Annotated in this window: 26 protein-coding genes and 3 tRNA genes; 13 read left to right on the plus strand and 16 right to left on the minus strand. The window is 56.1% G+C overall.

What is annotated here, in order from left to right:
* Positions 1-420: ABC transporter ATP-binding protein (locus tag SCT_RS17720; protein WP_237759706.1), on the plus strand; the 420-nt coding region annotated here is incomplete at its 5' end.
* 27 nt (positions 421-447) lie between these two features.
* On the opposite strand, the gene SCT_RS14370 is transcribed toward SCT_RS17720, so the two are convergent.
* Positions 448-2,166: a LysM peptidoglycan-binding domain-containing protein gene (locus tag SCT_RS14370; RefSeq protein WP_059424325.1), complete on the minus strand. Its 1,719-nt coding sequence runs from the start codon at positions 2,164-2,166 to the stop codon at positions 448-450.
* 117 nt (positions 2,167-2,283) lie between these two features.
* Complete coding sequence (gloB, locus tag SCT_RS14375; protein WP_059424327.1) at positions 2,284-3,045, minus strand: hydroxyacylglutathione hydrolase; 762 nt, start codon at positions 3,043-3,045, stop codon at positions 2,284-2,286.
* A gap of 34 nt (positions 3,046-3,079) precedes the next feature.
* Between gloB and SCT_RS14380 the strand changes: the two genes are divergently transcribed.
* From SCT_RS14380 to SCT_RS14395, 4 genes are all read left to right on the plus strand, one after another.
* Positions 3,080-3,814: a class I SAM-dependent methyltransferase gene (locus tag SCT_RS14380; protein ID WP_371257748.1), complete on the plus strand. Its 735-nt coding sequence runs from the start codon at positions 3,080-3,082 to the stop codon at positions 3,812-3,814.
* 2 nt (positions 3,815-3,816) lie between these two features.
* On the plus strand, positions 3,817-4,287 hold the full coding sequence (gene rnhA, locus SCT_RS14385; protein ID WP_059424330.1) for a ribonuclease HI: 471 nt from the start codon (positions 3,817-3,819) through the stop codon (positions 4,285-4,287).
* Between the two features lie 3 nt (positions 4,288-4,290).
* Positions 4,291-4,998, plus strand: coding sequence for a DNA polymerase III subunit epsilon (gene dnaQ, locus SCT_RS14390; protein ID WP_059424332.1), 708 nt, complete (start codon positions 4,291-4,293; stop codon positions 4,996-4,998).
* A gap of 66 nt (positions 4,999-5,064) precedes the next feature.
* Complete coding sequence (locus SCT_RS14395; protein ID WP_059424334.1) at positions 5,065-5,736, plus strand: isoprenylcysteine carboxylmethyltransferase family protein; 672 nt, start codon at positions 5,065-5,067, stop codon at positions 5,734-5,736.
* A gap of 11 nt (positions 5,737-5,747) precedes the next feature.
* Here SCT_RS14395 and SCT_RS14400 read toward each other — a convergent pair whose 3' ends face one another.
* On the minus strand, positions 5,748-5,975 hold the full coding sequence (locus SCT_RS14400) for a hypothetical protein (protein WP_059424335.1): 228 nt from the start codon (positions 5,973-5,975) through the stop codon (positions 5,748-5,750).
* 181 nt (positions 5,976-6,156) lie between these two features.
* A complete protein-coding gene (fumC, locus tag SCT_RS14405) occupies positions 6,157-7,572 on the minus strand; it encodes a class II fumarate hydratase (protein ID WP_059424337.1) in 1,416 nt (471 codons plus the stop codon).
* Between the two features lie 200 nt (positions 7,573-7,772).
* Here fumC and SCT_RS14410 point away from each other — a divergent pair, with 200 nt between their 5' ends.
* The 3 genes from SCT_RS14410 to SCT_RS14420 are packed head-to-tail and all read left to right on the plus strand — an operon-like array spanning position 7,773 to position 10,202.
* Entirely contained in the window at positions 7,773-8,153 is a 381-nt protein-coding gene (locus SCT_RS14410) for a ferritin-like domain-containing protein (RefSeq protein WP_059424339.1), read from the plus strand.
* Position 8,154: 1 nt separating this feature from the next.
* The gene (locus SCT_RS14415) at positions 8,155-8,970 is read left to right on the plus strand and encodes a family 1 encapsulin nanocompartment shell protein (RefSeq protein ID WP_059424343.1); all 816 of its coding nucleotides are present in this window, start codon (positions 8,155-8,157) and stop codon (positions 8,968-8,970) included.
* A gap of 35 nt (positions 8,971-9,005) precedes the next feature.
* Positions 9,006-10,202: an NAD(P)/FAD-dependent oxidoreductase gene (locus tag SCT_RS14420; RefSeq protein WP_059424346.1), complete on the plus strand. Its 1,197-nt coding sequence runs from the start codon at positions 9,006-9,008 to the stop codon at positions 10,200-10,202.
* A 97-nt stretch (positions 10,203-10,299) separates the two neighbouring features.
* Here the strand turns inward: SCT_RS14420 and SCT_RS14425 are convergent, their stop codons facing one another.
* The 5 genes from SCT_RS14425 to SCT_RS14440 all read right to left on the minus strand — a co-directional run bounded on the left by SCT_RS14425 (position 10,300) and on the right by SCT_RS14440 (position 13,423).
* On the minus strand, positions 10,300-11,766 hold the full coding sequence (locus tag SCT_RS14425) for a catalase (RefSeq protein ID WP_059424353.1): 1,467 nt from the start codon (positions 11,764-11,766) through the stop codon (positions 10,300-10,302).
* A gap of 225 nt (positions 11,767-11,991) precedes the next feature.
* A complete protein-coding gene (locus SCT_RS17960) occupies positions 11,992-12,195 on the minus strand; it encodes a hypothetical protein (RefSeq protein WP_371257749.1) in 204 nt (67 codons plus the stop codon).
* A complete protein-coding gene (wrbA, locus tag SCT_RS14430) occupies positions 12,192-12,602 on the minus strand; it encodes an NAD(P)H:quinone oxidoreductase (RefSeq protein WP_371257750.1) in 411 nt (136 codons plus the stop codon). The genes SCT_RS17960 and wrbA overlap by 4 nt, the downstream gene beginning before the upstream one ends.
* A 57-nt stretch (positions 12,603-12,659) precedes the next feature.
* On the minus strand, positions 12,660-13,070 hold the full coding sequence (locus SCT_RS14435) for a hypothetical protein (RefSeq protein ID WP_059424358.1): 411 nt from the start codon (positions 13,068-13,070) through the stop codon (positions 12,660-12,662).
* Positions 13,071-13,072: 2 nt separating this feature from the next.
* Positions 13,073-13,423 (minus strand): hypothetical protein, encoded by a 351-nt coding sequence (locus SCT_RS14440; protein ID WP_059424361.1) that lies wholly within the window; start codon positions 13,421-13,423, stop codon positions 13,073-13,075.
* Between the two features lie 297 nt (positions 13,424-13,720).
* On the opposite strand from SCT_RS14440, the gene SCT_RS14445 reads away from it, so the two are divergent.
* The gene (locus tag SCT_RS14445; protein ID WP_059424364.1) at positions 13,721-14,158 is read left to right on the plus strand and encodes a DUF4426 domain-containing protein; all 438 of its coding nucleotides are present in this window, start codon (positions 13,721-13,723) and stop codon (positions 14,156-14,158) included.
* A 32-nt stretch (positions 14,159-14,190) separates the two neighbouring features.
* On the opposite strand, the gene SCT_RS14450 is transcribed toward SCT_RS14445, so the two are convergent.
* Entirely contained in the window at positions 14,191-14,490 is a 300-nt protein-coding gene (locus SCT_RS14450) for a TusE/DsrC/DsvC family sulfur relay protein (RefSeq protein WP_059424367.1), read from the minus strand.
* 318 nt (positions 14,491-14,808) lie between these two features.
* On the opposite strand from SCT_RS14450, the gene SCT_RS14455 reads away from it, so the two are divergent.
* The gene (locus SCT_RS14455) at positions 14,809-15,645 is read left to right on the plus strand and encodes a sensor histidine kinase (RefSeq protein WP_059424368.1); all 837 of its coding nucleotides are present in this window, start codon (positions 14,809-14,811) and stop codon (positions 15,643-15,645) included.
* On the plus strand, positions 15,645-16,301 hold the full coding sequence (locus SCT_RS14460) for a response regulator transcription factor (protein WP_059424373.1): 657 nt from the start codon (positions 15,645-15,647) through the stop codon (positions 16,299-16,301). The genes SCT_RS14455 and SCT_RS14460 overlap by 1 nt, the downstream gene beginning before the upstream one ends.
* A gap of 79 nt (positions 16,302-16,380) precedes the next feature.
* Here SCT_RS14460 and SCT_RS14465 read toward each other — a convergent pair whose 3' ends face one another.
* Both SCT_RS14465 and SCT_RS14470 read right to left on the minus strand, forming a co-directional pair.
* Entirely contained in the window at positions 16,381-16,749 is a 369-nt protein-coding gene (locus tag SCT_RS14465) for a hypothetical protein (protein ID WP_059424376.1), read from the minus strand.
* Positions 16,750-16,825: 76 nt separating this feature from the next.
* A complete protein-coding gene (locus SCT_RS14470; RefSeq protein ID WP_059424378.1) occupies positions 16,826-17,242 on the minus strand; it encodes an AF1514 family protein in 417 nt (138 codons plus the stop codon).
* 385 nt (positions 17,243-17,627) lie between these two features.
* Here SCT_RS14470 and gnd point away from each other — a divergent pair, with 385 nt between their 5' ends.
* Both gnd and zwf read left to right on the plus strand, forming a co-directional pair.
* Positions 17,628-18,548: a phosphogluconate dehydrogenase (NAD(+)-dependent, decarboxylating) gene (gene gnd / locus SCT_RS14475; RefSeq protein ID WP_059424609.1), complete on the plus strand. Its 921-nt coding sequence runs from the start codon at positions 17,628-17,630 to the stop codon at positions 18,546-18,548.
* Positions 18,545-20,050 (plus strand): glucose-6-phosphate dehydrogenase, encoded by a 1,506-nt coding sequence (gene zwf / locus SCT_RS14480; RefSeq protein ID WP_189799677.1) that lies wholly within the window; start codon positions 18,545-18,547, stop codon positions 20,048-20,050. The genes gnd and zwf overlap by 4 nt, the downstream gene beginning before the upstream one ends.
* 51 nt (positions 20,051-20,101) lie before the next feature.
* Here zwf and SCT_RS14485 read toward each other — a convergent pair.
* The 4 genes from SCT_RS14485 to gltX form a co-directional block, all read right to left on the minus strand.
* Positions 20,102-20,178 (minus strand) — tRNA-Asp (locus SCT_RS14485).
* A gap of 76 nt (positions 20,179-20,254) precedes the next feature.
* Positions 20,255-20,330: transfer RNA gene (locus SCT_RS14490), tRNA-Glu, on the minus strand.
* An 11-nt stretch (positions 20,331-20,341) separates the two neighbouring features.
* Positions 20,342-20,417 (minus strand) — tRNA-Ala (locus SCT_RS14495).
* Positions 20,418-20,471: 54 nt separating this feature from the next.
* Positions 20,472-21,860, minus strand: a complete 1,389-nt coding sequence (gltX, locus tag SCT_RS14500) for a glutamate--tRNA ligase (RefSeq protein ID WP_059424380.1) — start codon at positions 21,858-21,860, stop codon at positions 20,472-20,474.
* Between the last annotated feature and the right edge of the window lie 49 nt (positions 21,861-21,909).

Here is a 21,909-nt window from a genome sequence, read left to right on the forward strand (position 1 = left end):
CTCGATGTCTCGGTGCAGGCACAAATTCTAAACTTGCTCAAGGGGCTGCAGAACGAACTTGGCCTAGCCTATCTGTTTATCACCCACAATCTGGCAGTGGTCGAATATTTTGCCCACGAGGTGGCTGTGATGTATCTGGGACGGATTGTCGAATGCGGCACGGTGGAAGAAGTGATGCAGGCGCCGCGCCATCCCTATACCCGGGCGCTGCTTTCGGCCGTGCCGGTGGTGGACGCCGCAGCGCACCGGGAAATCATCCGCCTGGCAGGGGATTTGCCTTCGCCGGCGAACCCGCCGTCAGGCTGCCATTTTCACCCGCGCTGCCCGCAGGCCATGGATTCATGCCGGCAAAGCTATCCGGCTGTGGCTGTCTTCAGCGCGACGCATAGCGCCAGTTGTCATTTGTATTCTGAAAAGTAGCAAACCGGCTGGACGCCGGCAGATGAATCAGCCCTTGCCGGGCAGCATCAGGGTGACTTTGTCGCCGGGGGTGAGGCCACGCTTGCCGGAAATATTGTTCCAGCGCTGGATATCGTTGGTCGCGACATTAAATTGCTTGGCGATGCTGGCCATGGTGTCGCCGCGGCGCACGGTGTAATAGCGCTGGCTGCGTTTAGCGCTATTCGCCGCGGCTAGTTTCACAGGCTTAGTCTTGTTAGTCGCAGCGAGTTTCACAGGCTTAGCCTTGCCTGTTGCCGCTTGTTTCACAGGTTTGACCTGGACCGTTGCAAGCTTGTGTTTGGCGAGGGTCTCCTGGCGGATGACCAGTTTCTGGCCGTTGCTGAGGCGGTTGGACCTGAGATTGTTCAGGGACTTGATTTGCATCGCAGAGACCTTGTGGCGTTTGGCGATGCTGGCCAGGGTGTCGCCCTTCTTCACGGCATAAATAAGGCGGGATGCGACCCGCAATGGCGAGGCTTCTTCAGATTCGATGGCCTGTGGAGCTTCGTCGAAGACAGGAATTACTGCTTCGTTGTGGCTGAGCGGCACTAGCAGAGTCTGGCCGGCTGACAGTTTGTTGTGTTTGGTGATGCTGTTGATTTCTTTTAGCCGGGCGACGCTGATGCTGAAGCGGCGTGCAACCTTGTCGATTTTTTCGCCGCGTGCCGGCGTATAGGATTGCCAGGAAACCAGTGGCTTGTCATAGTTTTCGAGGTTGCTGGTAAAGGTGTCGGCCTTGCCCACCGGTAGCAGCAGGGTACGCGAACCTTTGAAGTTGATGACGGGCCGGTTATAGGCGGGATTAAGCGAGACAAAATCGTGCAGCGGCATTCCGGCCAGGCGTGCGGCTACGGCGACGTCGATGCGCTGGGTGGTGGTGACGCTGGCGAAATAGGGGCGGTTGGGGATGGAAGCCAGGTCGAGCCCCGCTGCCTCCGGATTCATGACGATCTGTTTGACCGCCATCAGCTTGGGCACGTAATTACGCGTTTCAGGTGGCATGGTCAGGCTGAGATAGTCGGTGGGCAGGCCCATCTTCCGGTTTTTGGCGATGGCGCGTTGCACTGAACCCTCGCCCCAGTTATAGGCGGCGAATGCCAGTTCCCAGCTGCCGAACATGTCATGGAGCTTTTGCAGGTAGTCCAGCGCCGCATCCGTTGCGGCCGTGACATCGCGGCGACCGTCGTACCACCAGTTTTGTTCCAGGCCGAAGTTCTTGCCGGTGGAAGGGATGAACTGCCAGATGCCGGAGGCGTGGCTGGTGGAATAGGCTTTGGGATTGAAGGCGCTTTCTATCATCGGCAGCAGGGCGACCTCGGTCGGCATTCCCCGCTTTTCGACTTCTTCAACGATGTGGTACAGGTAAAGCTGGCTGCGCTCTACCATGCGTCTTACATAGTCGGGACGGTTGGTATACCAGGCAACGTGGTTTTGCACCAGGGGCGAATCCAGTTCCTCCAGGGTGAAGCCATCACGGATACGGTCCCATAAGTCGACGGGTTCTTCCGATGGACCTGCAAGGAGAGGTTTTTTTGATGGGGAGCCGAGAAGTCCGGTGCTGGGCTGAAGCTGCAGAGGTGTCTCTGCTTCAGTCGTTTCGGCCAGTGCTTGTTTGACAGGTTGTTCGGAGGAATCGGTGCCAAGCAAGTCAGCAGCGCTTGCAGTCGGCAGATGCAGCGCGAAAACGCTTGCCAGTGCCAGAATTAAAATGGGGGTAAGGCGCATGCTTGTTGTTGATTGTTCAGCTTAATTGAAACCTGCCGATAGTAGCCAAGAACCCCTTGTTGCGTCAAGGATTATCTTCGCATGCCGCACTCTGGCGACAGTGGGTAATGCATTGAACTAGAATCTGTTTCTCCACTCCCTGACAGCAGTGAAGACCTTGACGGCATCATCTAGTGGGCTGCCGGAAAAATGGCTGGCTGCTTCGATCACGGCGGGGTGTTCGCAGCGCAGGAAAGGGTTGGTGGCTTTTTCCAGAGCCAGGGTGGACGGCAGGGTTGGGCGGCTTCGTTCTCGGGTTTGGAGATCACGCACCTCACGCTCCAGGAGTTGGCGGTTGGCAGGCTCAACCTTTTTGGCAAAGCGGATGTTCTCCAGGGTGTATTCATGGGCGCAATAGACCTGGGTATCGTCGGGCAGGGCGGCAAATTTTTGTAGCGAGGCATGCATCTGCGCAGGGGTGCCTTCGAACAGCTTGCCGCAACCGCAGGTGAACAGCGTGTCGCCACAAAACAGGGAATTTGCGCCATAATAGGCAATGTGGCCGGCGGTATGGCCAGGGACGTCGAGGACGGCGAATTCCACGCCCAGTTCCGGCAATCGCACCGTATCACCTGTGCCGACCGGGTTGGTGATGCCTGGAATATTTTCCTTTCGGGGGCCATAAACCGGCACGGCGGCGTGTCTTAGAAGCGCTTCAATGCCGCCGGTATGGTCGCCGTGGTGGTGTGTGATCAGGATGGCGGCAAGGCGCAGCCCGTGGCGACTGAGGTGGCCCAATACCGGCTCGGCGTCGCCTGGATCCACGACTGCGGCGTAGCGCCCGTCGCAAATCAACCAGATGTAGTTATCCTCGAAAGCAGGAACGGGAATGATCTTCATGATGATATGTTCGAATTAACCCTGTGCGATGTCAATGGATGAATGGATAGCTACTCCGCTCGGGCGCTACCTGATCGAGCGCGAACAGACCTATTTTGATCAGGTGGTGGCGGATATTTTTGGCTTCAATGCGCTGCAAATCGGTTTTGTCCAATCCGATCTGTTGCGTGCGAATCGCATGCAGATGCGGTTCGCTGCCGCGCCGCAATTTTCGGAATACGGGAAAGTGGAGGTTAAATTACTGACCGAGCCGGGTAGCTTGCCGATAGCCAGCCAGAGCATCGATTTGCTGCTGCTGCCCCACGTGTTGGAATTCAGCGCTCACCCCCACCAGCTTTTGCGCGAGGTGGAGCGGGTGCTGAGGCCGGAGGGGCAGGTGATCATCAGTGGCTTCAACCCATTCAGCCTATGGGGGCTGCCCCGGTTCCTGCCCAGTCGCAAGCAGCATTACCCCTGGAATGGGAGTTTTATTTCTCTGCCGCGCATCAAGGATTGGCTGGCCCTGCTGGGCTTTGATGTGGTGGCTGGCCGAATGTGCTGCTATGAGCCGCCGTTGCGCAACGAACAATGGTTGCAGAGATTTAATTTCATGGAAGCCGCGGGTGACCGCTGGTGGGCGCTGGCGGGAGGTGTATATTTTCTGCAGGCGAAAAAGAAGGTGGTCGGCATGCATTTGATCATGCCGAGCTGGAACAGAAGTTCAGCGGCAAAGAATGGGCTCGCCCCGGCACCGCAGAAAATGATCAACAATAAAATATCTGAACAGTGAAAATGGGTGAAAATAAGGAAATTCCAGAGCTGCGGCGCAACATCGTGGAGATCTATACCGATGGTGCCTGCAAGGGCAATCCTGGCGTGGGCGGCTGGGGCGCATGGCTGCGCTATTCCGGGCACGAAAAGGAGCTCTGCGGCGGCGAGAAGCTCACCACCAACAACCGTATGGAGCTGACCGCGGTGATCCGGGCGCTGGAAGCCTTGTCGCGCCCCTGCATCGTCCGGCTGCATACCGACTCGAAGTACGTGCAGAAAGGTATCAGCGAGTGGATTCACGCCTGGAAGCTGCGCGGCTGGCGCACTGCCGACAAGAAGCCGGTGAAGAACGATGATTTGTGGCGGCAGCTCGACGTGCTGGCCGCGCAGCACGAGATCGAGTGGCTGTGGATCAAGGGTCACGCCGGGCACGAAGGCAACGAACGGGCCGACAGGCTGGCTAACCGGGGTGTCGAGGAATTAAGAGGGTAAATCATGCGGCAAGTCATTCTGGATACCGAAACCACTGGTCTGGACGCAAATCTGGGCCATCGCATCATCGAGGTAGCCGCAGTTGAAATGATAAACCGGCGTTTGACAGGTAATCACTTCCATCATTACCTCAACCCGCAGCGCGAGATCGACCCGGGTGCGCAGCAGGTGCACGGCATCAGCTTGGAGTTTCTGCAGGACAAGCCATTTTTTCGCGATATCGCCCAGGATTTTATCGAGTTCATCAGCGGCGCGGAGCTGGTTATCCACAACGCGCCGTTCGATATCGGATTCCTCAATATGGAGCTGAAACTGGTCGGTCTGGAGCCGGTCGGGAAATATAGCCCGGACGTGATCGATACCCTGAAAATGGCCAAGGATCTGCATCCGGGGCAGAAAAACAATCTGGATGCGCTGTGCCGCCGATATTTTGTGGACAATGCCAGCCGCACCCTGCACGGCGCCCTGCTGGATACCGAGCTGCTTGCCGAGGTTTATCTCGCCATGACGCGCGGGCAGAACAGCCTGATGATCGAATCCGCTGACTCTGGAGACAATCATGCCGATCTGGGGTGGGATTTCGTGCCGCATGACCTGATGGTGCTGGCGGCCACACCGGACGAGATGGAGTCGCACCTTGCCTACCTGGACGAGATCGACAAGGCCAGCAAGGGCGCCTGCCTGTGGCGGGCGCTTGAAAGCGGTGCCTGATATCCGCGTCCATGTTCTATCGCTATATTTAAGCAATGTGGATCGCAAGAAAAGGCGGAACAGGGCATGACTGAATCGGATTGGCGGGATCTGGCTTTGCTGACGCTCTTCTGGCTGGGATATTTCGTCCTGCATTCGGTGCTGGCTTCGCTCCGGATTAAACGCTGGGTCGCCTTGCATCATCCGGAACGGATGCCGCTTTATCGTCTGAGCTACAATATTTTTGCGGTCCTCATGCTGCTGCCGATACTCTGGCTGATGGTTTGTAATCCCGGTCCGACGCTATGGGCCTGGCAGGGGATTGGTGCCTGGTTGGCGAACGGACTGGCCCTGGCGGCGCTGTTTGGTTTCATGAAATCGCTGAATTATTACGATACCCAGGAATTCCTCGGCCTGCGCCAGTGGAAATCACACACCCAGCGGGTGGAGGACCAGGAGGGCTTCCATCTTTCGCCATTCCATCGTTATGTGCGTCATCCGTGGTACTCCTTCGGGCTGGTGCTGATCTGGACACGCGACATGAATGCCGCAATGCTGTTGTCCAGCGTGATGATGACGGTTTATTTCATCATCGGTTCGCGGCTGGAAGAAAAGAAGCTGATGGTCTATCACGGCGATGTCTACCGGCGTTACATGGAACGGGTGCCCGGCCTGTTACCCTTGCCCTGGAAGTCGCTCACAGCGCAGGAAGCCGCCGAGCTGTTGAAGGCGGCACAGCAGACACCGGAAAGCCCCTGAATGAAGCCGGCTTACAAGCCGACCTTGCTCGCCTCGATGCCGTGTTTTCCTACTTGTGCCATTACCTTGCTTGAGCTTATGGCATCGGGGTTGTAGGTGACCGTCATCATATGGGGGTGATTTGGGTTGAAGCATGCCGACACGACGCCCTCCATGTGGCCAATTTCATCTTCCAGCTGAGCCCGCTCATTCATGGGAAGCTCAGGGTGCACGTTGATGAGAAAGTCTGCTAGATCCATGATTGCTCTCCTTAATGTCAGGTTGTGGAGGCTGACCAACCCTTGTGGGTTGCAGGCCGTAGACAATCGCTTTCCAATTAATTCAACCTACGCTCGCGGGCAAAAAACCTCAATGAGGTGAATCCAGTAAAAGGAGGTAGGGTTACTCAGCAATAATAAATTTGGCATGATTCTCATGATGCTACTGAATATGTTTCATGGCTTTGTTCAAAGGGTGAACCATCGCCCTCGGCTGCACCCAGAGGTCGAACTCTTCTTCAGTCACATAGCCTAGAGCCAGCGCCGCCTGCTTTAGCGTGCAGCCATCCCGATGCGCCTGCTTGGCGATTTCGGCGGCCTTGTCGTAGCCGATGTGCGGGGTCAGGGCAGTGACTAGCATCAGGGATCGCTCCAGCAACTCCGCAATTCGTTCGCGATTGGCTTCGATGCCGCGCGCGCAATGCTTTTCGAAGCTCGTCATTCCATCTGAGAGCAAGCGCACGCTTTGCAGGAAATTGTGGGCGATGAGCGGCTTGAACACGTTCAACTCGAAATTTCCCGATGCCCCGCCGATGGTGATGGCAACATCGTTGCCGAAGACCTGGCAGCACAGCATGGCGAGCGCTTCGCACTGGGTCGGATTCACCTTGCCCGGCATGATCGAGCTGCCTAGCTCGTTCTCCGGAATGCTGATTTCCCCAAGTCCGGAACGCGGCCCGGAGGCCAGCCAGCGGATGTCGCTGGCAATTTTCATGAGTGCAGCGGCGAGGGTCTTGAGCGCGCCGTGGGCGGCCACCAGCCCATCGTGGGCAGCCAGCGCGGCAAACTTGTTGGGCGCGCTTCTGAAGGTCAGACCGCTGTCTCGCGCCAGCTCCGCCGCGACGCGGTCGCCGAATTCGGCGTGGGTGTTGAGACCGGTGCCCACCGCAGTGCCGCCAACCGCCAGTTCCTGTAGCGGGGGGAGGGCGGCGGTGATGATCCGCTCCGCCTGATCGAGTTGGGCCGCGTAACCTGAAAATTCCTGCCCCAGCGTCAGGGGGACGGCATCCTGCAAATGGGTGCGGCCGATCTTGACGATATCGACGAATACCATGGATCTGTTTTCCAGCGTTGCTCGCAGCATGTCCAACGCCGGCAGCAACTTCTGCTGAATGCCCAGACTGGCAGCCACATGCATTGCAGTGGGGAAAATGTCGTTGGAGGACTGGCCGAGATTCACGTCGTCGTTGGGATGCACCTTCCGGGCATCGCCACGTCCGCCACCAAGCAATTCCGATGCACGATTCGCGAGCACCTCATTCAGGTTCATGTTGGTCTGGGTGCCGGAGCCTGTCTGCCAGACGGACAAGGGAAACTCTTCTGAGTGGCGTCCTGCCAGCACTTCTTCGGCCGCCTGCACGATGGCTGCCGCCTTGTCCGGATTCAACAGGCCCAGGTCGCCGTTGACGAGCGCGCAGGCTCTCTTGACTGCGGCGAGTGCAAGGATGAGTTCATGCGGCATGTGTTCCGAGGAAATATGAAAATGCTCGAGCGAACGTTGTGTCTGTGCGCCCCAAAGCCGTTCGGCCGGGATCTCGATGGCGCCGAACGAGTCGCGCTCGGTTCTGGTCGTGGTCATGAATTTCTCCCCATTGACCCCCCCCTGAATGCTCCGGGCTGGGAATGCAACCTGATATTACTCTGCAAATTCTGGAAGATGGAGCTTATGCAGTGACTCTACCTATTTTTCCCCACTGAGATACAGCAAAAACCGTATATCGTTCCGCGCTAAAATAGGCAAACATTTGCATGTAATCCCCTGAACAAGGAGGTGAAATCATGGCGCACGAAGGCCTGCATGAAAGTGAAGAAAAACTTGCCCCGGCAACGATGGATGCCCACCGCGCCATACTCTCCCTGATGGAGGAGTTCGAGGCTGTAGACTGGTATCACCAGCGTGCCGATGCCTGCACCGATGCGGAATTGCGTGCCATCCTGCTACACAACATGCATGAGGAAATGGAGCATGCGGCCATGATCCTGGAATGGCTGCGCCGTCGTATACCCAGGCTGGACGAAATTCTGGGCATCTATCTGTTCAGTCAGGGCGACATTACCCAGGCGGAAAAAAAAGCGACTGGCAAGGATGCCGGCGAGATATCAGGGAAGGGCGGGGCGGATGCGCCGCGCCTGACTGTGGGCGCCATGAAAGGAGCATGACATGAACACCAATCTTCCTTTTGACGCTGCCATCCTCGCGCTCATGGAGGAGGTGGCCGTAGCCGAGGCACGCAAGACGCTGACAGCGCGCCGATTTTTGCCGGTGGACGGACCTTTCGGGATGGGATATGTGGCTGCCCCGGCGGGCAATGACGACCAGCGCCAGCATGCTCCTCATGGTGCTACCATTATTATCTCGCGCACGATTCCTGTGCCCATGATATTCCGTCATTTCACCGTTGGCCGCCGCCGCATTGCAGCCTATACGGAGGCAGGGCATCCACTAGATCTGAGCTCTCCCTCGCAGGCCGCCATGGAGGTTGCCGCCCGCGAGGAAGAACTGATTTACCAGGGTAATCCGGAGTTCGGTCTGGCCGGGTTGTGCACCGTCGAGAACCGCAACCATCTGGAAGGAGGTGACTGGATGGACGTGGAGCAGGTGCTGCGCGATGTCCTCGCTGCCGTCACCCTGCTGGATGGCTCCCGCTTCCACGGCCCCTATGCGCTCGCTCTGGAGCCGAGACTTTACAATAATCTGTTCCGGCGATATCCGGAGGGATCGGACATGCTGCAGATCGATCACCTGAAAGGATTGTGCACCAACGGCATCTACAAAACCGATATTCCAGGTGCCGTGCTGGTCGCGCCGGAAGCCGGCACCCTGCTCGTTGGGGATGATTTGACCGTGGACTATACCTTCTCCGATTCGGCCCATTTCAACTTCGCTGTCCGGGAGTCCATCGTGCTGCGCATCGATGCACCGAAGGCGATATGCACGATCAGCCCCAAAGCGACAGGCCCGCGCAGCAGGAAATGATCGCGGTCCGGGGCGGGTGCCGGAAGGGGGATTCCATGAAAAAATTTGATTACGTGATTGTCGGTGGCGGCCTGGCGGGTGCATCAGCCATCCAGGGTATCCGGGAGCGCGACACCCAGGGAAGCATACTGCTGGTCGGCGAGGAAACACACCTGCCCTATGACCGCCCGCCGCTGTCCAAGAAACTATGGTTTGGCAAAGCCAGAGTGGAAGACATTTTCATTCACGATCAGCGTTTTTACGACGAGCATGGTGTATCCATGGTGCTGGGGGCCAGAGTTGAGAAGCTCGATGCGCAGGAGAAATCCATCACCGCCGCGAACGGCGAGAGCTATGGCTTCGGCAAGCTGCTCCTGGCAACGGGCACCCAACCTAGGCGGATCGCCATACCTGGCGGAGAACTCGAAGGCATCTGCTACTACCGTACACTCGACGATTACTTGCGGATGAAGAACGAGGCAAAATCCAGGCAGTCCGTACTGATCGTCGGCGGCGGCTTTATTGGTTCGGAACTCGCCGCCGCACTGAACAGCAGTCTGGAAGTCGCCATGATATTTCCCTCTGCTACTCTCTGTCGCCGGGTGTTCCCGGAAAAACTCGGGCTGGCGGTGCAGCAACATTTTCAGGAGCGGGGAATCAGGGTAATTCCTTCGGACTTTCCGACGGCCATCAGCAAAAGTGGAGACAAATTCCGCACCGAAACCGCCAGCGGAAAAAGCCTGGAGTCAGACCTGGTGATCATCGGCATCGGTGTCGATCCTTCCATCGGCCTGGCCAAGGAGGCCGGGCTGGAAGTGGGCAACGGCATCGTGGTCAACGAATATCTTGAGTCTTCCCATCCGGACATCCATGCGGCTGGCGACAATGCTTTTTTCCCCTACCTGGCGCTTGGCCATGATATGCGCATCGAACACTGGGATAACGCCCTGAGCCAGGGAAAGCTGGCCGGGCACAACATGGCCGGCGCCCACGAAGTCTTCAGCTATCAGCCCTATTTCTTTTCCGATCTATTCGAGTTCGGCTACGAGGCCACAGGTGAAGTGGATGCCAGGCTTGAGACCTTTGCCGACTGGCAGAAGGAAAACCATACCGGCGTGATCTACTACCTGCGCGATGAACGCGTGAGAGGAGTGATGATGTGCAATGTGTGGGACAGGCTCGATGTGGCGAGGGAACTGATCCGCAAGAATGAACGCGTAACCCCCGAAAATCTGCGTGGCGTTATCTGCTGATTTGAGCCTGCAAAAGTTAAAGTCACAGAGAACACAGAGATGTTTTTTATCTGTGAACTCTGTGTTTTCTGCGGCTAACTGCTTTTTCCAGGATAAATCATGCCACCTTGCTGAAGACCTCATCGATCCTGATGCCCAGACCCTCGGCCACGCGACTGCCGTAATCCGGGTAGGCCTTGTGGAAATGACCGATCTGGCGCACTTGGATGAAGTGCGGCACCGGTTTTAATGCGCCCACCAGATTGCCGATGAGCTGTGCCTTCTGATTGGCGTTCATCAGCCGGTACAGGTTACCGGCCTGGCTGTAGTCCTCGTTGCCGTCGCGGTGGTTGTAGCGGTCGGCATCGCCGCTGATTTTCAGCGGCGGTTCCTTGATGCGCGGGTCGTCCACCGGCCCGTCGAAGCTGTTGGGCTGGTAGTTGACCGCGCCGCCGAAATTGCCGTCGAAGCGGGTCTGGCCATCGCGATGGTAGGTGTGGGCCGGGCAGCGCGGCTTGTTCACTTCCAACGCGGCATAATTGATACCGATGCGATAGCGGTGTGCGTCGGGGTAGGATAACAGCCGCGCCTGCAGCATCTTGTCCGGCGAAGCGCCCATGCCGGGAGGCATGTTGCCGGGTTCGAACGCAGCCTGTTCCACTTCCGCGAAGTAGTTCTTCGGGTTGCGGTTCAGTTCCATGATGCCCACATCGATCGGCGGGTAATCCTTGTGCGGCCATACCTTGGTGAGGTCGAAGGGGTGAATGGCATAGATCTCCGCATCCTTCTCAGGCATGATCTGTATCTGCACTTTCCATTTTGGAAACTCGCCGCGCTCGATGGCGGCGTGCAGATCGCGCCGGTGGTAATCCAGATCCTCGCCGGCGATCTTTGCCGCCTCTTCATTGGTCAGGGTCTTGATTCCCTGCATGGTCTTGAAGTGCCATTTCACCCAGTAGCGTTCTCCCTGGTCATTCCACAGGCTGTAGGTATGGCTGGAATAGCCGTTCATGTTGCGGTAAGTGGCGGGAATTCCACGGTCGGAAAACAGCGTCGTGACCTGGTGCAGCGATTCCGGCGACAAACTCCAGAAATCCCACTGCATGGTATTGTCACGCAGACCGGTGGCAGGGTCGCGTTTTTGCGAGTGGATAAAATCGGAAAATTTCAGCGGATCGCGCACGAAGAACACCGGCGTGTTGTTGCCTACCATGTCCCAGTTGCCTTCCTCGGTGTAAAATTTCAGCGCGAAGCCGCGCGGGTCGCGCGCCGTGTCTGCCGACCCCATCTCACCGGCGACGGTGGAGAAGCGGGCGAACATCTCGCACTTGTTCCCCACCTTGGAAAACAGCTTGGCGCGGGTGTAACGGGAGATATCGCCGGTTACCGTGAAGGTGCCGTAGGCGCCTGCGCCCTTGGCATGCACCACCCGCTCCGGCACACGCTCGCGGTTGAAATGCGCCATTTTTTCCATCAGCTGATAATCCTGCATCAGCACTGGGCCGCGCGGTCCGGCGGTCTGGGAATTCTGGTTGTCTGCCACCGGCGTCCCGGCGGCGGTGGTCATGTAGGGGCATTTGCTCATTTCGTTCTCCTCGGTAGAAAAACTGCTATCAAACGCATTCAGCGTTAATGAGCTTTTATTAAAGGCCATCCTGCCTTGTCATGCCAATCGTATATTTCTAACGATGCGATAGCTTTTTTGTATCAACCCGACTCATGCATTTTGTTGAACGGCCCGTGCTGTGGATCATTTAATTTTATTAGTCTGGAGAGTTGGGTTTGCTTGATTCATGAAGTGCGCTCAGGATCAGGAAACCTGTCCCCGTATCAGTGCAGTAGTTATTTTCGCCACGTGGTTACCCTGAAAGCGGGCCATTGCCAGTTCGTTGTCGCTGGGCATGCGGCTGCCATCAGGCCCGGCGATGGTGCTGGCGCCATAGGGTGAGCCCCCGCTGATCTCGCTCATGGTCATCTGCCGCTGCTCGCTGTAGGGCAGGCCGACGATGATCATGCCCTGATGCAGCAGCGTGGTATGGAAGCTGAGGATAGTGCTCTCCTGTCCGCCGTGCTGGTGAAGACGCTGCCCACCTTGCCCACCAGGCTTCCATCCAGCCACAGCTTGCCGGTCTGGTCGAGGAAATTGCGCATCTGGGCGGCCATGTTGCCGAAGCGGGTTGGCGTGCCGAAAATGATGGCATCCGCTTCCGCCAGTTGCTGGGGAGCAATGACCGGCACCTGGGAAAAGGCGGACTGTGCTGCCTTGGCGCCGCTGGCGACGAGCTTATCCTCGGGTACCAGTTCAGGCACACGCCACAGGCTGGCTTCGGCGCCATCCACCATGCTTGCGCCTTCGACGATGGCTTTTGCCATAAGATGAATGTGTCCGTACATGCTGTAAAACACAACCTGGATTTTCATGGTGTGGCTCCTTGAAACAGGATTGAGAATTGCCGTCGCGATCGTGATTGTCGAGCCTCATGAAAACCAGCGTAAAAAGGCCGCCGCCGTCAATGCCGTGGCGCTCAGGCCGGCCAGTATGTGCCAGATTCTCCGGCGCAATGCAGCGGTCCAGCTTGCCGCGCGCAGGAGATATAAAGCCGCCAGTGAAAAGCCGGAAGCGGCACAGGCCACTTTGATCGCCAGAGCGGCAATGGCTAAACTGCCAAGATCAGGAAATTTTCCGAAATAGTAAAAGCTGATGGCTCCAAAGGCAGCGCCGCTCGCTATCTGGGCCGCCCACCCCACACACACCAGCCATGCTAGAGAACGATCCAGTTCCGGGCGCGGCGCCAGCCACAGTGAGGCAACGGCACCGCCAACCACGGCAGAGGCGCCGAAGTTGTGCGCTACCTGGGTCAGCGCATAGCCCAGGTTCTGGATGTCCACGGCTATTCCACATTAACATTTACGCATTGCTCCACACCGATCGGAACATGCGCCTTGTTTACCACCTTGATGCAAAGCGTATGCGGCCCTGGCGTCATGGATTGGAGAGGGTGGCTCCCGGCGAGTTTGCGCACGATGGCGGCTTCCCCGTTGTCCACGTAAAGATGAATGTGATCGCCTCGCGGTCCGGGATCGACCTCGTAATCAATCTGTTTTCTGGACGTGGCGCCCAGTTTTTCCCCATCGTGTGGATAGGTGATCTTGGCGTAAGGCTCGCCTGCTGCAACAAACGGGGAAAATAATGCAAAAGACAGGGTTAACACCATACCTGTAAACAGGGTATGAACATTCATGACCAGACTCCTTTCCTTATGTGGCTATTTTGAAAGGTAAGTCTAGGTAAGCAACCCCCAAAACACATTCAGGCAAACCCTGTATTTCGTTACATTCTGGGCTTTACCTGGAGTGAGGGATTTGCTGTAGTGGAACATGTTTAAGGAAGGCTAATGTTTCCTTTGCCGCCTGCCACTCGAGCAGAAAGGTCAGGAATTTCAGTACCCCATATTAGTGATTTTCCTTATTGCATCCAGTTGATAGTGTTGCCATTATGATATTGAGTTGTTGGGATCAGGAAATGGAGGAGGAGTAATATGAAAATATTGACCAACATGCTTTTGTTTTGTTTGGTGTTTATATCCGCTCCCTCCTATGCTGAGATACAAAAATTTGGCGATCTGGATGTCAACTACAATGTCATTACTACGGATACGCTTGCACCCCAGGTAGCAAAGACATATAGCATCGAGCGTAGCAAGAATCGTTTGCTGCTCACTGTCGCGGTTTCCAGGCCGGATGAAAGGGGGGCTTCCCGGGCGGTTACTGCCGATGTTACGGCCTACGCCGTAAATATGATAGCGCAGCATCGGAAAATCGAAATGAGGCGTATCAGCGAGGGCGAAGCTATTTATTATATTGGTGATTTCCCTTTTGCGGCACCGGATTTTCTGCGGTTTACCATCAATATTGCTGAACCAGGATCGGGCAGGCCCCATAAGATTGAATTTCAGCGAAACTTTGAAAAGTTCTGATAAAAGGCTGGCAAAAGTCGGCAGCGCTTAATCTACATGTACGCATTTGCCTCTTCTCCCGGATTGGGCAGGCCGGCGATGTGCCAGGCTGCCTTCATGCTCTGGAACAGATCGGAAATGCAATGGTGGTCGAAATGGTGGACATGGCAGACATGGCTGACGGCAGGCAGCCCGCCTTCGAGATAATGTTTGCGCAGGAAGCGGATGATCTCCCAGTGCTCCTCGCTCAGCTCGCCCACGCCGTTTTCAGCTGCGATCCGCCGGGCCAACTCTTCGTTCCAGTTCTCCGGGAAAGTCAGGAAACCATCCCTGTCAAACAATATTGTTTCCATGTTTTCACTCCTTGTCCGATGTGATTTTCTTTCCTCTGCGAACTTAAAAAAACTCATTTTGACACCATGGAGAACACGGCGCGCACAGAACAAAGCAACGTCGAGTATTTATGACTTAACCCAATGTTCCGGGCAACTATATCTTAATGTGGATGATATGACTTGCAGCAAATTATCCAATTGGTGGGGCACCCACCATGCATAAAGGGCGCCATTTATTTTGCGGCTGAAAACTATGTAGTATCACTTTGTTTATTTCCCACAGCCTGGTCTGAGCTAGGCTGGGCTTGCAGGATCCCTTATTCATTAGGAGGTGCTATGCATGCGAAATCGACAGGACAGCAGATAGAGCAACCGCGGCAACCCGCAGCCAAAATTCTGCCGGTTGCAGAGGAAGATTACACGTTAGGCAGTGAGCAATGCGGCCGTCATATTGAGTGTTTGAAGACGAAGGTTGCATGGTGCACTTCCCAAAGCGAATTGCAGCTTGTGTCGGCCCGGTTGCTGGAGATTCAGGAGAGCGAGCGGAGGCGGATCGCCACCGATTTGCATGACGTGCTCGGCCAGTCGCTAACCATGATCAAGATTTCACTCGAGGAGTCGTTGCTGTTGCTGGACGGGAATGAATCCGAAGTGGCGGCGGAATCGCTACGGCGGTTGATCCCCAAGGTCAAGGATGCGCTCGGGGAGGTGCGCCGCGTTGCCATGGATCTGCGCCCCTCGATCCTCGACGATCTCGGTATTCTTGCCACGCTGTCATGGTTCTTCCGGGAGTTTGGAGCGGTTTGCCAGGACATGGAAGTGGGAAAGGATTTCAGCATTGAGGAAAAAAACGTGCCAGTCCCACTCAAGATCACGATTTTTCGCATTATCCAGGAAGCAACCAGCAATATCGTCAAGCATGCCAATGCCAGCCGCATCCGGGTGAGCCTGAAGGAAGCCGGCGGCGCGCTCCATCTCTCGATCGAGGATGACGGAGTCGGGTTCGATGTTGCGGAGATGGCAAACTACTGCCCCCTCGACAAAGGTATCGGTCTCCTGAGCATGAAAGAGCGTGCAAAACTTTCCGGCGGCCATTATGAGCTGGCGTCAGCGGTCGGGCAGGGAACACGAATCAGTGTGGTATGGCCGCTAGTCATAGCGTTGAGGGCATAATGAACGAAAAGCGACGTATTCTGATTGTTGAAGACCATACTCTGCTAAGGGCCGGTCTTCGGGCTTTACTGATGCAGGACCCGAATATCGAGATTGTCGGTGAAGCGGACAATGGCCGTGATGCTGTCCAGGCGGTTGGATTGTTGGCGCCGCATCTAGTCCTGATGGATCTGTCCATGCCAGGAATGAATGGCATCGAAGCCATTGCGGATATTAAGCGGCGTTATCCGGGAACTCGCGTTTTGGTGCTCACTATCCACAAGACAGATGAATATATCCACGAGAGCTTGCGAGCTGGCGTCGACGGCTATCTCCTCAAGGATGCGACGCATGACGAATTGCTCGTCGCGGTTCGTAGCGTGCTGAACGGCAAGATCTATTTGAGCCCCGACATTTCGTCGAAAGTGGTTAATGGCTACCTGGGCACGGGCAATGCCCCCGGTGGAGTGAGCCCGTGGGATACCCTGACCCATCGTGAACGGGAGGTGTTGAAGCTGGTGGCCGAAGGGCACCCGAACAAGTACATCGCCGAGTTCTTCTGCCTGAGTGTAAAAACAGTCGAGAAGCACCGTTCCAACCTGATGAAGAAGTTGGATTTACACAATGCATCCACGCTGACCGCTTATGCAATAGAGAAGGGATTGCTCTCTTCCTAGCCGGGTTTTGGCTCAGTCATTGCAGGTCGGGTTTCAGCCCGACCTGCAATTCGCAATTCAACATGAATGGCTGCTGGTATTAATCAAGGCATCCGTAGTAGACAGAGCAACCTACATTTCCATTCCAGCTCTCGGGATGGGTGGTATCGATAATGCTCTTGGCCTGAGAAATCTCATCGGCCGTTCCGTGAAAAAACAGGAGCAGCCTGTCGGCTTTTAATTCGGCTTCGTAATCAGGAATGGTTTCCCTGGAAACGCAGCTATATTGCTCCGCCCCAAGTTCATTCAGGCCGCCGACCACCGTTACCTCTTTCAATATTTTGTTTTCATCCTTGCCGACGATGGACAGCTTGCTCATGTCCAGCCCGGCTTTGTGCAATTTCTTGACGGTGGCCTTGGCCAGGGTGTGATTTGCATAGGTGGCAACAAGAGAATTGTTCTCTGACATGGTATGTATCTCCATAATGGTAAACGCCACTGTCTTGCAGGCTCGGATAGACATGGAAGTCGCAAACTACTGGACCTTATGTCAGCTTGCTGGTCATGTCGTCCAGAACCACGCAGGCTTCCTTGCTTGGATCGTGCGGGTCGCGTAGTGCATTGATCTGGCATAGGTATTCGTTGCCGAGGTTGTCGTGCAGATTGATATACGGGCTGGGGCCATATTGATCAAAGGCGCTGGAATCGGCGAAGATGAATTCGAATTCACCGTTTACGTCTATTTCAAGTTTGCCGCCGTGGCTTGCACCGTAATCGAGCCAGCGCGTATTGATGTTGGCACCTGAGATCACGGGCGACATCCGCGATGTTTTCTTGTCGTGCCAGGCAACCATGACTGGCTCGGTGATGTAAGGATCTTTTTCAGCAAAAGAGGCAGCCAGTCCACTGGCCATTTTGTAGTCCAGATCCATGCCTGAATAGTTGATGTGAGCTTCTTTCATTATTCTCTCCTTAGCAGTTAGAAGGCGTCCCAATATGAAGAGGGCCGCTGGTTCAGTGTGGAGTCTGCGAAAAAGTTTCCGTTTTTCGCAGGTGACGTGCCTGAAATGAATTGCCTCTCAGGAAGCTAAATGAATAGTCATTATTCATTTTATAAATATAGCGTATTAGTTGAGTAAATCAATCGGGTAATATCTGTATTTTTGAACAGTAAAACGGAGTGGGTGAATTTAATGTACCGATGATTTTTCCGGGCCGAGTATTTGGAGAAACTCAAAGTCATACGTCTTTACGATGCAGGAAGGCACCGTATATGCTCCCAACAACAATGCCTTTAGGCATACAATTGGCCTCAGTGAAGTAAATTACCAATTAGAAGGAGGAGCGATGCAGCTAGCAATGGTGGGGTTGGGGAAAATGGGCGGCAACATGGTGCGGCGTCTGCGTCGTGGTGGTATCGAAGTGGTCGGCTACGATCGCTCACCGGACGTGGTGGCCACTCTTGCTGCTGAGGAGGGCATGGCCGCTGCTTCTTCCGTCGCGGACGCGGTAACCAAACTTCAGTCGCCGCGCGTGGTCTGGTTGATGTTGCCGAGCGGCGAGCCGACCGAGAATCAAATCCGTGAACTGGTTCCTCTGCTCGCCAAGGGCGATATCGTCATCGATGGCGGAAACTCCAATTACAAAGACAGCCAGCGCCGCGGCGCCTGGCTGGCGGAGCAGGGTATCGGCTTCATGGACGCCGGCACATCGGGTGGCATATGGGGGCTGGAAAACGGCTATTGCCTGATGGTGGGGGCGACCCCAGAGGTCGCGAAGATCATGGAACCGGTGCTCAAGGCCTTGGCTCCCGCTCCTGATCGCGGCTGGGCGCATGTCGGCCCGGTCGGCTCTGGACACTTCACCAAGATGATCCACAACGGCATCGAATACGGCATGATGCAGGCGATGGCCGAAGGGCTGGAACTGCTACGCGGCAAAAATGAATTTGCGCTCGACCTGGCGGAGATCACAGAATTGTGGCGGCACAGTTCGGTGGTACGAAGCTGGCTGCTGGATCTGACCGCGGAGGCATTAAAAGGCGATCAAGCCCTGGACAATGTGGCGCCTTATGTGGCCGACTCGGGCGAAGGGCGCTGGACCGTCGTGGAGGCCGTGGAGCAGGGTGTGGCTGCGCCTGTTCTGACCCTGGCGCTGCAAATGCGCTTCGCCAGCCAGAATGAGACCGGCTATGGCTACCGCCTGCTCTCCATGATGCGGAACGCGTTTGGGGGCCATGCTGTTAAGCAGACCGGGGTCGGAAAATGAAAATCCTTGAACCCTGTACCCTGATGATTTTCGGCGCCGGGGGAAATTTGGCCCGGATCAAGTTGATCCCCGCGCTGTTCCGTCTTGAAACGGCAGGGCGTTTGCCGGAAAAAATGGTGATACTCTCCTCCAGCCTGGAACCGTGGACTCGCGAGCAGTGGCTGGACGAAGTAGTGACCATGCTGAACAACAAATACCCCAAAGGTTACGATGAGCATGCGTTCAAGCGATTCCGCGCGCGGCTGCATTATCATCCCAATCCGCCAGACGATGCGGATGCATATCGAAAGCTGCATAAACTTCTGGACGAGGATTCCACTTTTCCGCCCAATGTGGTGTTCTACATGTCGGTGCGGCCATCGGAATTTCCCGGCATCATCGAGAAGCTGGGTGGAGTCGACCTGCTCAAGGAGAAACATGGCTGGCGTCGCGTCGTCATCGAAAAACCCTTCGGCCATGATCTGTTGAGCGCGCAAACCTTGCAGAGCAGTCTGTACAAGCATTTAGACGAGCCGCAAATTTTTCGCATCGACCATTACCTTGGCAAAGGCACGGTGCAGAATATCATGGTGTTCCGCTTCGCCAATATTTTGCTGGAACCGCTATGGAACCACCATTACATCGACCATGTGCAAATTACCCATTCCGAAACCCTGGGTGTGGAGTGTCGCGCTGATTATTACGAGAGTGCCGGGGCACTGCGCGACATGATCCAGAGTCATCTATTACAGTTGCTTGCTCTGGTGGCAATGGAGCCGCCCGTGAGCATGACCCCCGAGCATTTGCGCGACGAGAAGGTCAAAGTGCTCAAGGCAATTCGCCCGATTACCCAAAACGCGGTGCATGCCCATGCCTTCCGCGGCCAGTATGCAAGTGGCACTATCGATGGCAAGACGGTTCCGGGCTACATGGAAGCGCCTGGCGTGGCGCCAGACAGCGTTACTGAAACTTATGCCGCGCTGAAGCTGTTTGTCGACAACTGGCGCTGGGCCGGGGTGCCATTTTACTTGCGTACGGGTAAGCGCATGGCGGAAAACAGTTCGGCGATCTGTATCCGCTTCAAAAATCCGCCGCAGAATCTGCTGCGACAGGCCCATCACGAACGCTCGCACCCCAACTGGATTTTGCTCGGCATCCAGCCAAACGATTGCCTGAAAATGGAACTGCAGGTCAAGATTCCGGGGCTGGATCTGAATACGCGCACGATTAGCCTGGATGCGACTTACCACAAGGGGGGGGACGAGGATTACGACGCCTATGAGGGACTGCTGCTGGATGTCATGCTGGGCGATCATTCGTTGTTCCTGCGCATCGACGAGGTGGAGTCGGCGTGGCGTGTCGTGGACCCGGTGCTGAAAGTCTGGTCGATGGAGCGCGACTTCATCAATGCCTACCCTGCCGGCAGTTGGGGGCCGCGCGGCACCTACCGCTTGTTCGACCGTGACGACCAGTTCTGGCGGCATTCTCTCGACATCGGTGGCGGAGATTTGCAGGCGTATTAAGGCGTGCCGGAAATGAAAAAAGCCAGCCGGTTAGGCTGGCTTTTTTAATGCTGGCGGAGTGGACGGGACTCGAACCCGCGACCCCCGGCGTGACAGGCCGGTATTCTAACCAACTGAACTACCACTCCAAACTGCTCGATCAAGCACCAATCAAACTTGGCGCAAAATCAAGGGGCCCGGATTTCTCCAGGCCCCTGATTAGACTGGCGTCCCCAACGAGATTCGAACTCGTGTTATCGCCGTGAAAGGGCGGTGTCCTAGGCCTCTAGACGATGGGGACCTAATAAAACTTGGTGGAGGTAAGCGGGATCGAACCGCTGACCTCTTGCATGCCATGCAAGCGCTCTCCCAGCTGAGCTATACCCCCGAAAGGCCGCCACTATACTTGGCGCTGGGGTTGCTTGTCAACAGGATTGTGCGTCTATGCAAAGCTTTTCATGTGCGCTGAAATCCGTTTCAGGGTTTCCTCGCGACCGATCAATTCTAGCACAGCATCGACCGAAGGTGTTTGCGTTTCTCCGGTGACAAGCAGGCGCAGCGGCATCGCCAGCTTGGGAAATTTCAGGCCGTGTTCGGCCACGACCGATTTCATCAGGCTGTTGATAGATGGCTTGTTCCACTCCACCTGCCCCAGTTTTTCCTGGAATTCACGCACTACCGGAATGATTTCCGGCGTGAGGTGCTCGGCCATCAGTTCAGGCGAGGGCGTCAGCGGCCGGTAGAAATACACGGCGGCGTCGGCAAGCTCTTCGACAGTGTTCACCCGCTCCTTGAGCAGATCGATGACCGCTTCCATGCTCGGCCCGGTTTCGGGATCGCAGCAGTCTGTTTCCAGAAACGGCACTACCAGCTTGGACAGGCGTTTGCTGTCGGTCTTCTTGAGGTATTGCTGGTTGAGCCACAGCAGTTTTTCCGGATTGAACTTGGCTGGCGATTTCGAGATTGAATCGAGATCGAACCATTCGACGAACTGGTCGAGATCGAATACTTCCTCATCGCCGTGCGCCCAGCCCAGGCGCGCCAGGTAATTCAGCAGCGCCTCCGGCAGGTAGCCATCTTCCAGGTACTGCATCACGCTGACCGCGCCGTGCCGTTTCGACAGGCGTTCGCCGTCGTGACCCAGGATCATCGGCACATGAGCGTATTGCGGCAGCGGTGCGTTCAGCGCCTTGAGGATGTTGATCTGGCGCGGGGTGTTGTTGAGATGGTCGTCGCCGCGGATGACATGGGTGATGTTCATGTCCCAGTCGTCCACAACCACGCAGAAATTGTAGGTCGGCGTACCATCGCTACGCGCAATGATCAGGTCGTCGAGCTCGCCATTGCTGACCACGACGCGACCCTTGACCATGTCGTCGATGACCACTGCGCCATCGAGCGGATTTTTGAAGCGAATCACGGGCTGAACGCCGGCAGGCGGAGTGGCTATGGAGTCGCGCCAGCGGCGGTCATAGCGCGGCTTCAGGCCGGCCGCCTGTTGCTCCTCGCGCAGCTTGTCCAGCTCTTCCCGGCTGGCGTAGCAATGATAGGCTTTGCCCTCGTCCAGAAGCTGCTGGAGCACTGCCTTGTAGCGCTCCATGCGCTGCATCTGGTAGAACGGGCCTTCGTCGTACCCGAGGCCGAGCCAGGCCATTCCGTCCAGAATGGCCTGCACCGATTCTTCGGTGGAGCGCTCCAGGTCGGTGTCTTCGACACGCAGTATGAAAGTGCCTTTGTGCTTGCGCGCGTAGGCCCAAGAAAACAGGGCGGTGCGGGCGCCGCCGATATGCAGGTAGCCGGTAGGGCTGGGAGCGAAACGAGTACGGACCATATTCTTTTACGGTGGGAGAAAAGCGCCTATTTTACGACAATCGCGGATA

It is taken from the genome of Sulfuricella sp. T08 (assembly GCF_000971475.1).
Lineage (GTDB): Bacteria > Pseudomonadota > Gammaproteobacteria > Burkholderiales > Sulfuricellaceae > Sulfuricella.

What these genes read in the sequence shown, in the direction of transcription:
- SCT_RS14370 (WP_059424325.1), bottom strand. Translation starts at nt 2,166, where the DNA reads ATGCGCCTTACCCCCATTTTAATTCTGGCACTGGCAAGCGTTTTCGCG.
- gloB (WP_059424327.1), bottom strand. Translation starts at nt 3,045, where the DNA reads ATGAAGATCATTCCCGTTCCTGCTTTCGAGGATAACTACATCTGGTTG.
- SCT_RS14380 (WP_371257748.1), top strand. Translation starts at nt 3,080, where the DNA reads ATGGATGAATGGATAGCTACTCCGCTCGGGCGCTACCTGATCGAGCGC.
- rnhA (WP_059424330.1), top strand. Translation starts at nt 3,817, where the DNA reads ATGGGTGAAAATAAGGAAATTCCAGAGCTGCGGCGCAACATCGTGGAG.
- dnaQ (WP_059424332.1), top strand. Translation starts at nt 4,291, where the DNA reads ATGCGGCAAGTCATTCTGGATACCGAAACCACTGGTCTGGACGCAAAT.
- SCT_RS14395 (WP_059424334.1), top strand. Translation starts at nt 5,065, where the DNA reads ATGACTGAATCGGATTGGCGGGATCTGGCTTTGCTGACGCTCTTCTGG.
- SCT_RS14400 (WP_059424335.1), bottom strand. Translation starts at nt 5,975, where the DNA reads ATGGATCTAGCAGACTTTCTCATCAACGTGCACCCTGAGCTTCCCATG.
- fumC (WP_059424337.1), bottom strand. Translation starts at nt 7,572, where the DNA reads ATGACCACGACCAGAACCGAGCGCGACTCGTTCGGCGCCATCGAGATC.
- SCT_RS14410 (WP_059424339.1), top strand. Translation starts at nt 7,773, where the DNA reads ATGGCGCACGAAGGCCTGCATGAAAGTGAAGAAAAACTTGCCCCGGCA.
- SCT_RS14415 (WP_059424343.1), top strand. Translation starts at nt 8,155, where the DNA reads ATGAACACCAATCTTCCTTTTGACGCTGCCATCCTCGCGCTCATGGAG.
- SCT_RS14420 (WP_059424346.1), top strand. Translation starts at nt 9,006, where the DNA reads ATGAAAAAATTTGATTACGTGATTGTCGGTGGCGGCCTGGCGGGTGCA.
- SCT_RS14425 (WP_059424353.1), bottom strand. Translation starts at nt 11,766, where the DNA reads ATGAGCAAATGCCCCTACATGACCACCGCCGCCGGGACGCCGGTGGCA.
- SCT_RS17960 (WP_371257749.1), bottom strand. Translation starts at nt 12,195, where the DNA reads ATGATCATCGTCGGCCTGCCCTACAGCGAGCAGCGGCAGATGACCATG.
- wrbA (WP_371257750.1), bottom strand. Translation starts at nt 12,602, where the DNA reads ATGAAAATCCAGGTTGTGTTTTACAGCATGTACGGACACATTCATCTT.
- SCT_RS14440 (WP_059424361.1), bottom strand. Translation starts at nt 13,423, where the DNA reads ATGAATGTTCATACCCTGTTTACAGGTATGGTGTTAACCCTGTCTTTT.
- SCT_RS14445 (WP_059424364.1), top strand. Translation starts at nt 13,721, where the DNA reads ATGAAAATATTGACCAACATGCTTTTGTTTTGTTTGGTGTTTATATCC.
- SCT_RS14450 (WP_059424367.1), bottom strand. Translation starts at nt 14,490, where the DNA reads ATGGAAACAATATTGTTTGACAGGGATGGTTTCCTGACTTTCCCGGAG.
- SCT_RS14455 (WP_059424368.1), top strand. Translation starts at nt 14,809, where the DNA reads ATGCATGCGAAATCGACAGGACAGCAGATAGAGCAACCGCGGCAACCC.
- SCT_RS14460 (WP_059424373.1), top strand. Translation starts at nt 15,645, where the DNA reads ATGAACGAAAAGCGACGTATTCTGATTGTTGAAGACCATACTCTGCTA.
- SCT_RS14465 (WP_059424376.1), bottom strand. Translation starts at nt 16,749, where the DNA reads ATGTCAGAGAACAATTCTCTTGTTGCCACCTATGCAAATCACACCCTG.
- SCT_RS14470 (WP_059424378.1), bottom strand. Translation starts at nt 17,242, where the DNA reads ATGAAAGAAGCTCACATCAACTATTCAGGCATGGATCTGGACTACAAA.
- gnd (WP_059424609.1), top strand. Translation starts at nt 17,628, where the DNA reads ATGCAGCTAGCAATGGTGGGGTTGGGGAAAATGGGCGGCAACATGGTG.
- zwf (WP_189799677.1), top strand. Translation starts at nt 18,545, where the DNA reads ATGAAAATCCTTGAACCCTGTACCCTGATGATTTTCGGCGCCGGGGGA.
- gltX (WP_059424380.1), bottom strand. Translation starts at nt 21,860, where the DNA reads ATGGTCCGTACTCGTTTCGCTCCCAGCCCTACCGGCTACCTGCATATC.